We start from the raw sequence: 10,135 nt of genomic DNA, 5'->3' as shown, positions 1-10,135 counted from the left end.
CCTCCACACCGCGCCCGTTCCCACTCATCCCCGCTCCCACACGCCATCCACGAACCCATGGGAACGGTCCACTCCCACAGTGCCGTCCACGAACCCGAGGGGGCGGTCTTGACCGCGAATGGCCTCACCGCAACCCAAATGGCCGCATGGCCCGGCGCGACCGGCGTGACGGGCTTCGGGCAGGCCAGACGTAGCGATCGGGACCAGGCGTCTCCGACCGCTCCCATTCAAGCAACCGCGCCTATGCGGCAGCGGCCTCGACCACGAATGGCGTCACCCTTAGGCTATCGATGGGTCCGGTTTGTCTGCCTGCCCCGAGCCCCTGCGGCGAACGTCGCCGGGCAAAACGACTCTCTTGTCACAGGCGCAGCCATGCCGGCTCGCTTTTGCCCGTCAGAAGAGGATGTGCATGACGTCCATTGCCCGCATCTGGCAATCACCGGTCTCGCGCATGAAGCTGGTCGCCAGCCTGCTGCTGGTGCTGGCCGCGCTGCTTTACACCCTGGCGACGGCGATGGAGGCGCGCCACCCGGCCTGGGGCTATCTGGCCTCGTTTTCCGAAGCGGCGATGATCGGCGCCATCGCCGACTGGTTCGCCGTCACCGCGCTGTTCCGCCATCCGCTGGGCCTGCCGATTCCCCATACGGCGATCATCCCGCGCAGCAAGGCGCGCATCGGCCACAAGCTGTCGGAGTTCATCACCACCCACTTTCTGGCCACCCCGCTGGTGCTGGCCAAGCTCCAGGCGCTGGACCTGGGCGGCCGGCTGGCCGGCTGGCTGCGTCACCCGGACAACGCCGACGCGGTCGGCAAACAGCTCACCGGCATTGCCCGGTTCGGCGTCGAGTCGCTGCGGGACGAACGGGTACGCGGCTTCGTGCAGGCCAGGGTGCTCGGCCGCGTCCGCCGTATCGACCTCGCGCCGCTGTGCGGGCAGGCGCTGGAAGTGCTCACCAGCCAGGGCCGCCACCAGGCGATGCTCGACGAGGTGCTGGTCAGGCTCGATGCCATCCTGCAGGACGAGGACACCCGTGCCCTGGTCGCCAACGCCATCACCGCCGAAGTCCACACGCTGCGCTACTTCGGACTGGGCAAGGCCGTGGGCGGCTGGTCGGCGAACAAGGTGGTCGACGGCATCAGCGCGTTGCTGGCCGAGGTGGCGCACGATCCGCAGCACCCGCTGCGCGAGCGCTTCGACGAGCATGTCGCCCACTACATCGAGCGCCTCAAGCACGACCCGGTGTCGCGCCTGGAAGTCGAGCGCATCGTCTCGCAACTGCTCGAACACCCGGCCACCACCGAGTATCTGCACGGCCTCTGGCGCGAGCTGACCGACTGGCTGCAGGCGGACCTGGAGCGCCCCGACTCCCGCATCGGTGCCCGTATCGTCATGCTGACCCGCGGCCTGGGCGACGCCCTGGCTAGCGACAAGGCGATGCGCGGCTGGATCAACGAACGGCTGATGGCCGCCGCGCCCGGCCTGCTGGAGCGCTACCGCGGGCAGATCGGCCGCTACATCGCCGATCGCGTGGAGCAGTGGGAAAGCCGCGAACTGGTGGCGCAGATGGAACAGAGCGTCGGCAAGGACCTGCAGTACATCCGCATCAACGGCACCCTGGTCGGCGGCCTGGTCGGGCTGCTGCTGCACGCCCTGACCCAGTGGATCAGCGGGTTCTGAACCGTCCTCTCAGCGGCCTCGGGCCATGCAGCGCTTGTGGCGTTCCTCGACGCGATTGGCGAACCAGGCGGTGGTGAGGTTGCGGGTGATCTTTGGGCTTTCCAGCCGAATGCCCGGCAGCACGGCGCGCGGCACGGGCTTGCCAGCGGCCTTGTCGGCCATCGCGAAGACCTGGCGGTACAGCTCGGTCTGCTCGAATTCGAGCTGATCGCCCTGCACCAGTGCCCGCCGGATCGCCGCGTCGCTCATGCCCAGCCGGCTGCCAAGCGTGCGGACCGCCCGCTCGGTCTGCCCGGCGGCGGTGCTGCCGTGGATGATCAGGTCGCCGTCCAGTGCCAGCTTGGTCTTGGTCAGGCGGGCCACCGCCGCCTGGAACGCCGCGTTGCGGCTGGCATACCAGCCGGCGTTGAAGTCGGCGTAGCGGTACAGGTGCCGGTCGTAGTTGGCCTCGTAGCCGAGCAGATGGGCGATGCCGAAATACAGCCCCCCGCGGCGGGTGAAGACTTCGTCGCGCAGGGTGCCACGCACCGGATAGGGATAGCGGCGCGCCTGGCTTTCGGCGAAGGCGATGCTCACCTGCATCGGCCCGCCGGTGCGCACCGGGTTGAAGCTGCCGAACAGCTCCCGGCCGAGCGGCACGATGCCGATGAAGTCGTCGAAGATGTCGCTCAGCTGCCGTTCCGTACGCACCGCCTTGAGCCGATCGCCATAGGTCTTGCCATCGGGCGACTCGGTGCGCAGCGCCGCGTCCACCAGAAACCCCGGTACGTGCAGACGCGCCGCGCGCCGGTCGATTTCCTGGCGGGCGATCTTCGCCAGCCCCGGCACCGGCGGCTCGGCCTGGAAGGTGGACTCCTGTTCGGTCACCGCGATGACCGAACAGATGTTCTCGTTGGTCGGCGCGATGCCCTGCACCTCGAACGCCAGCTGGATGTCCACCGCCCAGGCCTGGCGATCCTTCACGGTGGTCGGCATCAGTCGGACGATCTTCGCCTGCACGTCTTCAGGCGTCGGCCCGGCCGGCTGCGGGGGCTGGCTGCCACAACCGGCAAGCGCCAGCAGCGCACCGAGGCCCAGCGCCGACAGGCGAAATGCATTGCTGGCGGCGTGCGTCGCCGGCCGCCGCCCGGCCTTCACGATGTCGCTCAAGCCGCGAGACGCTTGAGCAGACGCGCCTGCAGTCGTTCCAGCTCGGCCGGGTCCGCCTTGCCGGCGGCATGCACGCCCAGCCCCTCGCCCGCATAGCGCGGCACGATGTGCATGTGAATGTGGAACACCGTCTGCCCCGCGGGCGCGCCATTGAACTGGGCGACCTGCACGCCGTCGGGCTGCAGCTCGGCGACGATCACCCGCGTCAGCTTCTGCACCGCCGCGGCCATCTTGCACAGCGCCTCGGTGTCCACGTCGAGGATGTTGCAGGCAGCCGAGCGCTTGGGAATGACCAGCGTATGGCCGTACGACTGGGGAAAGACGTCGAGGAAGGCGAGCACGTCGTCGTCTTCGTAGAGCTTGTAGCACGGCGCGTCGCCACGAATGATCTGGGCGAAGATGTTCTGCGAATCGTAAGTGGCAGTCAGGGACACCGGCGTTCTCCACGGGACGAATGATCGGCAAACCATACCGCCCGGGCGCGCATTGGCCAATACGCGGAGGTCGGCCCGACTCGCGGATTAATGCCGACAGCCGCCCCGTCTCGACCGAAACGGCGATTTCCCAACGGTAACGACGGCGCAACAATCGGCACCGGATGGCGCAGTCCAGCCATCGGATCGAACTCGACGACACGAGGAGGTTCGCATGTTTTCGCTCAAACCCATCGCAACCGCGCTGCTGCTGACCGGCAGTGCGCCCCTGATCGCCGGCAACCTGGCCGAAGTCATCCAGACCGGCGATGCCAACCTGGCCGAACAGATCCAGCAAGGCTCGAATCTGCAGTCCGTCATCGAGCAGTACGGGCATCAGAACAGCGCCCACACCGACCAGACCGGGCCGGGCCTCTACACCCTGCAGGCGTCGGTGACCCAGTACGGCGCGTCGAACAGCACGGACGTGCGGCAATCGCATACGCGCGAGGCCGGCAACGTCACCGCGCAGGTCGAACAGTCCGGCTACCTCAATACGGTCGCGCTGGAGCAGGTCGACGCGGGCATGAACGCCGTGATCTACCAGCAAGGCGCGAACAACACCGTGAACGCCTCGCAGACCTATGTCGGCAACACCCTGACAGTGGAGTCGGTCGGACAAAACAACCAGGTCAACGCACTCCAGGACGGCCTGGGCACAGCGAGCATCGTTCAGGACGGAACGGCCAACGAGGTACAACTGGAGCAGACCTCGTTCGGCCTCGGTCAGGAAATCGCCCATGTGATCCAGGAGGGCGCGGCAAACGTTGCCGATATCGTGCAACCCTCGGGCCGCTATGCCGCCGGCGAGGTGGACCTGCATCAGACAGGCACCGCCAACAATGCACAGATTCACGCCGGCGAGCGCGGCGACATCGCCTTTCTCCAACAGGGCACCGGTAACGAACTTTCCGCTCGCACGGCGGGCACACAGGTGACAGGTCAATCGATCGGGGACTACAACCGCGTGGAAATCGTCTCCATTACGATGTTTGACAACAGCCTGATGATCGACCAGATCGGGACCGAGAACTTCATCAGCGCGGACCAGAATCTGTCTTACAACAGCGCCGAGATCAGCCAAGCGGGCAACCTCAATGCGGCGCACCTCCACCAGGACATGGGCGGCGATTATGGCGCACCGAACCAGGCGACCATCGCCCAGCGAGGCAACGGCAACACCGCCTCGGTGACGCAGCTGGGTAGTTACTGATGGCCCTGCGCGGCCTTCAGCGGGCCGCGCAACGCCCGACGGCTGTCGATTCCGGCCTGCCTGGTTCGACTATGAGTGAGCGAAGGCATCCTGCCTCGTCGTCAGGAGCAAAACGACCATGAAGATCTCGACCTACATGTTCTTCGAAGACCAGTCCCGAGCGGCCCTCACCTTCTACCAGCAAGTCCTGGGTGGCGAACTCGAGGCGATGATGACCTTCGCCGACGTGCCCGAAAGCGAGGGGCTCGACGTCCCGCCCGCCTTTCGCGACAGGATCATGCACGGCTGCCTGCGCCTGGAGAATCACCTGTTGATGGCCTCGGACAGCATGCCCGGGCAGCCGTACGAGGGTATCCGGGGCTGCTCGATCACCCTGAGCCCGGACAGCGTGGCCGATGGCGAGCGGCTGTTCGCCGCGCTGGCCGAAGGCGGTCGAGTGGAGATGCCGCTGGCGCAGACCTTCTGGGCGCTGCGTTTCGGCTCGCTGGTCGACCGCTTCGGCGTCAGCTGGATGATCAACTGCGAAACGCCCTAAGGCGGGTCGGCGGTCAGTCCAGGCCGATTTCCACCTGTTCGCCCTGCAGCCTCACCGGCCAGACGCGCAGACGCTGCTCGGGGTACTCCACGCAGCTGCCGTCGGCCAGCCGGAAGTGCTGCTTGTACAGTGGCGAGGCGATCACCAGATCGCCCCTGAGCTGGCCGATCAGGCCGCGACCGATGACGTTCGCCCCGGACTTGGGGTCCTTGTTGTCGATGGCGAACACCTGATCGCCCGTTTCGCTGTCCGGCACATGGAACAGCGCCACCTGTTCACCGTCGAGCCAGGCGACCACGCCGGAATGGGCGACCAGATCCTTGCGCTGACACAGCGGGTGCCAGCGGGTCGCGCAGGCGGACGGGGACTCTACACGCAGGGCATTGGGCAGGTTCATCAGACCACCTCCTCTGTCACGGAAATAAGCTGCAGCTCGGAAGCGCGGGCCGGCCGTGGCTGGCCGCGCTCCCTGACGAAATGGATGTCCGGATCGGGGCGCGCGTCGTTGACGAAGGTGCGGAAGCGCTTGAGCTTCTCCTCGTCCTTGAGCGCGTTGGCCCACTCGCACTCGTAGGTGTCGACCACGTGCTGCATCTGCGCCTCGAGCTCGGCGGCGAGGTTCAGGCTGTCCGCGACGATCACCTCCTTGAGGTAGTCCAGCCCGCCTTCGAGGGACTCGCGCCAGACCGAAGTGCGCTGCAGGCGGTCGGCGGTGCGCACGTAGAACATCAGGAAGCGGTCGATGTAGCGCACCAGGGTCTCGTCATCGAGGTCGGTGGCCAGCAGTTCCGCGTGGCGCGGGCGCATGCCGCCGTTGCCGGCGACGTAGAGGTTCCAGCCCTTGTCGGTGGCGATCACGCCGACGTCCTTGCTCTGCGCCTCGGCGCATTCGCGGGTGCAACCGCTGACGGCGAACTTGATCTTGTGCGGCGCGCGCAGGCCCTTGTAGCGATTCTCCAGGAACAGGGCCATGCCGACGCTGTCCTGCACGCCGTAGCGGCACCAGGTGCTGCCGACGCAGGATTTGACCGTGCGCAGGCTCTTGCCGTAGGCGTGGCCGGTCTCGAAGCCGGCGGCGATCAGCTCGCCCCAGATGTCCGGCAACTGGTGCAGCTGGGCACCGAACAGGTCGATGCGCTGGCCGCCGGTGATCTTGGTATAGAGGTCGTATTTCTTCGCCACTTCGCCGAGCACGATGAGCTTGTCGGGGGTGATCTCGCCGCCGGCGATGCGCGGCACGATGGAATAGGTGCCGTTCTTCTGCATGTTCGCCATGAAGGTGTCGTTGGTGTCCTGCAACGGAATCAGCGCCGGATCGGTGATCGGCTGGTTCCAGCAGGAGGCGAGGATCGAGCCCACCGCCGGCTTGCAGATGTCGCAGCCGAGATGGCCGCGGCCGTGCCTGGTCAGCAGCTCATCGAAGGTGCGGATGCCCTCGACGCGCACGATGCCGTAGAGCGCCTGGCGGGTATGGGCGAAGTGCTCGCACAGGCTCTTGTCCACCTCGACGCCACGGGCGCTGAGCTCGTGCTCGAAGACCTGCTTCAGGAGCGCCGCGCAGCCGCCGCAGCCGGTGGCGGCCTTGGTCGCGGCCTTGAGCTCGCCCAGATCGGTGATACCGGCATCGACCTGGCAGCACACCGCGCCCTTGCTGACGTTGTGGCAGGAGCAGATGGTCGCGGTGTCCGGCAGCGCATCGGCGCCGAGCGCCGGGGCGCCCTCGCCGGCCGGCAGGATCAGGCCCGAGGGTTCGGCCGGCAGCCTGATGCCGTTCTGCGCGTACTGCAGCAGGGTGTCGTAGTAGCTGTTGTCGCCGACCAGCACGGCGCCGATCACCGTCTTGCCGTCCGGCGAGACCACCAGACGCCGGTAGCTGGCGCTGGCCTCATCGATGAAGCGGTAGCTCTTGCTGCCCGGGGTGGCGCCCTGGGCGTCGCCGATGGAGCCGACGTCCACGCCCAGCAGCTTGAGCTTGGTCGACATGTCCGCGCCGGTGAAGGGTGCGTGCGCCTCGCCGGCGAGCTGCGCGGCGACGGTGCGGGCCATGCTGTAGCCGGGTGCGACCAGGCCGAACACGCTGCCGTTCCAGGCGGCGCATTCGCCGATGGCGTAGATGGCCGGGTCCGAGGTGCGGCAGTCGTTGTCCACCGCCACCCCGCCGCGCGCGCCCAGTTCCAGCCCGGCGGCGCGGGCCAGAGCGTCCTGTGGGCGGATGCCGGCCGAGAAGACGATCAGGTCGGTTTCCAGGAAGTCGTCGTCCTGGAAGTTCATGCGGTAGGCGTATTGCTCGCCGGTGACGATCGCCTGGGTGGCGCGCGACAGGTGCACGCCGACGCCCAGCGCCTCGATGCGTGCCTTGAGCGCCGCGCCGCCCTCGGCGTCGAGCTGCACCGGCATCAGCCGCGGCGCGAACTCGACCACGTGGGCTTCCAGGCCCAGGGATTTGAGCGCATTGGCCGCCTCCAGGCCGAGCAGCCCGCCGCCGACCACCACGCCACGGCGCGCGCCCTGTGCGGCGGCGCGGATGGCGTCGAGGTCGTCGAGGGTGCGGTAGACCAGCCGGGCGCTGCCCTCGGCCCCGGCGATCGGCGGCACGAAGGGATAGGAGCCGGTGGCCAGGATCAGCCTGTCGTAGGACTGCCGGCCTTCGGGCGTGACCAGCTCGCGGCGCTCGCGGTCGATCTCCAGGACCTGCACGCCGAGGTGGGCCTGCACGCCATGGCGGGCGTAGTAGTCGGCCTCGCACAGGGCCAGCGAGTCGGCATCGCGACCGCCGAAGTATTCGGAGAGGTGGACGCGGTCGTAGGCGCGCTGACGTTCTTCACCGAACAGGTGAACCTCGTAGCGGCCCGTCGCGCCGCGCTCGACCAGTTGTTCGATGCAATGATGGCCGACCATGCCGTTGCCGATGACGATCAGCCGTTCTCTACCGATGGGGGAAACGATCGCGTTCATGCCTGCCCTACCTCTGCCGAAGCCGGTGTCAGCCTGCTGACACACAAAAAAAAACGCCTGGAGCTGACCAGCAGCTCCAGGCGCCTTTGCCTGTTCGTTGAAGTGAGTATCGAGCGCCGTTGCCCGACTCACCGGTCCGGCGCGGATGCGCTCGAGGGTCGCCAATGACCCTCCGGACTCTGTGAACAGAGGTTTTGCAGATTGCATGCCAGCGAATGGAAAGCAGGCTTCGACGTCTCTACCCGCACGCCAGAGGCCGCGTCAATGCTGGGGTCTACGCCTGAAGGCGGGGGTCACGCAGGAATTGGCGAGGGCCTGAAAAGGGAGGGTCCGAACGGCCGGATCGAACCACAACAGTGCAGCGCGACGTCGAGGGTCACTGTTTCAGGGCGCCGGGCCTGTCCGGACCGGCACCCCAAACCCAGGTTCAGCGTGGCCAGGCGACCATCACCAGCCCCGGCACGATGAAGCACGGCACCACGTAGAGGAAGTGTGGGACCTCGGTCGCCAGACCGAGGACCGCGAACACAGCGCCGATGGTCAACAGGGGAACACCAGCGATGAACAAGGGGGACGGGTTACGCATAGGGATTCGCCGCGCCGTAGACAGGTCCGCTCACTATAGCCTTCGATCCACGGCGCGGGGGTTTCGTTCGTCCGCCCGCGCCGATGATCGTCAGAACAGGCCGATGGCCCAGGCGACGGCGAACAGCACCAGGGAAAAGGCCCACATCCACCACAGCGAATAGCGGATGTGCCGCCCCAGGTCGAGGCCCGCCAGGCCCAGCGCCAACCACAACGCCGGCGAGAACGGGCTGATGAAGGTCCCGATGATGTTGCCGATGGTCAGCGCGTAGACCACGCTGGCCGGCTCGACGCCGTGGCCGGCGACGACTTCCAGGGTCACGGGCAACAGGCCGAAATAGTAGGCGTCGGTGCTGAGCATCAGCTCCATCGGCAACCCGAACACCCCCAGCACCACGTGCAGCTGGGGCACCAGCGAAGCCGGCAGCACCCCGACCAGGTCCTGCGCGATGGAAGTCAGCATCCCCGTACCGGTGAAGATGCCCAGCATCGAGCCGGCCGCGAGGATGATCATCCCCATGTTCAGCGCGGCCGGCGCATGGGCGCCCACGCGGCTCATCTGCGCCTTGGCGCCGCGATAGTTGGCCATCAGCACCACGCACAGGCCGATCATGAAGATGTAGCCGGCCGGCAGCACGCCGGTGAACAGCGACACCAGCACCACCAGGAAGATCAGGCCGTTGAGCCAGAGCCGGCCCGGCCTCAGCAGCGCCTGCGCCTCGGCCGACAGCGGCGCATCGAGGGACTGGATTTCCCCGTCGCCCGCCGAGCCATCGCCCAGCGTGCCGGCCGCCGCGATCCGCCGGCGTTCGCGCACGCCCAGCAGCACGGCCAGCATCACCAGCAGGACCGCCCCGACCGCCTGCAGCACGATCAGCGGCCGCCACAGGTCGGTCACTTCGATGCCGGTCACCGCCGCGGCGCGCCCGAGCGGGCCGGACCAGGGCAGCATGTTGAAGATGCCGGCGCCCAGGGCGAGCAGGAGCAGCATCAGGTAAGGGTTCATCCGCAGCTCTTTATAGAGAGGCAGCAGCGCGGGAATGGTCAGCAGGAAGGTCGTCGCCCCTGCCCCGTCCAGGTGGGCGAGCATGCCGATCACGGCGGTGGCGACGGCAACGGCGATCACGTTGCCGCGGGTGACGCGTACCAGCCCGCCGATCAGCGGCCGGAACAGCCCGGTGTCCTGCAGTACACCGAAGAAAGTGATGGCGAAGACGAACATCGTCGCGATGGCCGTGACGCGGCCGATGCCGTCATTGAAGAAGGCGGTCAGCTCTTGCGGGCCGAAGCCGGCGAACAACGCGCCCACCAGCGGTACCACGATCAGGGGCAGGACGGGCGACATGCGCCCGATGAGCAGCAGCGCAACCAGGCTGCCGATGGTCAACAGACCGATCAGAGTCAACAAACGGTATCTCCTCTTCTTCTTGTCAGGGCGACGACACGCGCGAGGGGAGACTACGAAGCAAAACTTTCACGAACCTTTAGCCCGGCGCCCGGAGACGCCGGGCGGTCCTGGAAAATGTCAGGGCATATGTCCAGGGCGG

Annotated in this window: 9 protein-coding genes; 3 read left to right on the top strand and 6 right to left on the bottom strand. The window is 67.2% G+C overall.

Annotated features, from left to right (window positions below; genetic code table 11):
* Positions 1-409 precede the first annotated feature (409 nt).
* Positions 410-1,678: a DUF445 domain-containing protein gene (locus DN824_RS19865; protein WP_138410091.1), complete on the top strand. Its 1,269-nt coding sequence runs from the start codon at positions 410-412 to the stop codon at positions 1,676-1,678.
* Between the two features lie 9 nt (positions 1,679-1,687).
* On the opposite strand, the gene DN824_RS19860 is transcribed toward DN824_RS19865, so the two are convergent.
* Positions 1,688-2,764, bottom strand: a complete 1,077-nt coding sequence (locus DN824_RS19860) for a DUF1615 domain-containing protein (protein WP_138410092.1) — start codon at positions 2,762-2,764, stop codon at positions 1,688-1,690.
* Between the two features lie 59 nt (positions 2,765-2,823).
* Positions 2,824-3,261: an HIT family protein gene (locus tag DN824_RS19855; protein WP_138410090.1), complete on the bottom strand. Its 438-nt coding sequence runs from the start codon at positions 3,259-3,261 to the stop codon at positions 2,824-2,826.
* 214 nt (positions 3,262-3,475) lie between these two features.
* Between DN824_RS19855 and DN824_RS19850 the strand changes: the two genes are divergently transcribed.
* Positions 3,476-4,513 carry a hypothetical protein gene (locus tag DN824_RS19850; RefSeq protein ID WP_138410089.1) on the top strand — a complete coding sequence of 346 codons (1,038 nt, stop codon included), beginning with the start codon at positions 3,476-3,478 and terminating at the stop codon, positions 4,511-4,513.
* A gap of 118 nt (positions 4,514-4,631) precedes the next feature.
* A complete protein-coding gene (locus tag DN824_RS19845; RefSeq protein ID WP_138410088.1) occupies positions 4,632-5,048 on the top strand; it encodes a VOC family protein in 417 nt (138 codons plus the stop codon).
* Positions 5,049-5,061: 13 nt separating this feature from the next.
* Here DN824_RS19845 and nirD read toward each other — a convergent pair whose 3' ends face one another.
* The 4 genes from nirD to DN824_RS19830 all read right to left on the bottom strand — a co-directional run bounded on the left by nirD (position 5,062) and on the right by DN824_RS19830 (position 9,996).
* Positions 5,062-5,445: a nitrite reductase small subunit NirD gene (gene nirD, locus DN824_RS19840; protein ID WP_138410087.1), complete on the bottom strand. Its 384-nt coding sequence runs from the start codon at positions 5,443-5,445 to the stop codon at positions 5,062-5,064.
* Positions 5,445-8,003 carry a nitrite reductase large subunit NirB gene (nirB, locus tag DN824_RS19835; protein ID WP_138410086.1) on the bottom strand — a complete coding sequence of 853 codons (2,559 nt, stop codon included), beginning with the start codon at positions 8,001-8,003 and terminating at the stop codon, positions 5,445-5,447. Before nirB ends, nirD begins: the two co-directional genes overlap by 1 nt.
* A gap of 427 nt (positions 8,004-8,430) precedes the next feature.
* Positions 8,431-8,589, bottom strand: a complete 159-nt coding sequence (locus DN824_RS22515; RefSeq protein ID WP_158295339.1) for a hypothetical protein — start codon at positions 8,587-8,589, stop codon at positions 8,431-8,433.
* A 90-nt stretch (positions 8,590-8,679) separates the two neighbouring features.
* On the bottom strand, positions 8,680-9,996 hold the full coding sequence (locus DN824_RS19830) for a CitMHS family transporter (RefSeq protein ID WP_138410085.1): 1,317 nt from the start codon (positions 9,994-9,996) through the stop codon (positions 8,680-8,682).
* Between the last annotated feature and the right edge of the window lie 139 nt (positions 9,997-10,135).

Source organism: Stutzerimonas nosocomialis (assembly GCF_005876855.1).
Lineage (GTDB): Bacteria > Pseudomonadota > Gammaproteobacteria > Pseudomonadales > Pseudomonadaceae > Stutzerimonas > Stutzerimonas nosocomialis.
The sequence above is the reverse complement of the archived record's forward strand: the minus strand, read 5'-3'. Positions and strand labels throughout refer to the sequence as shown.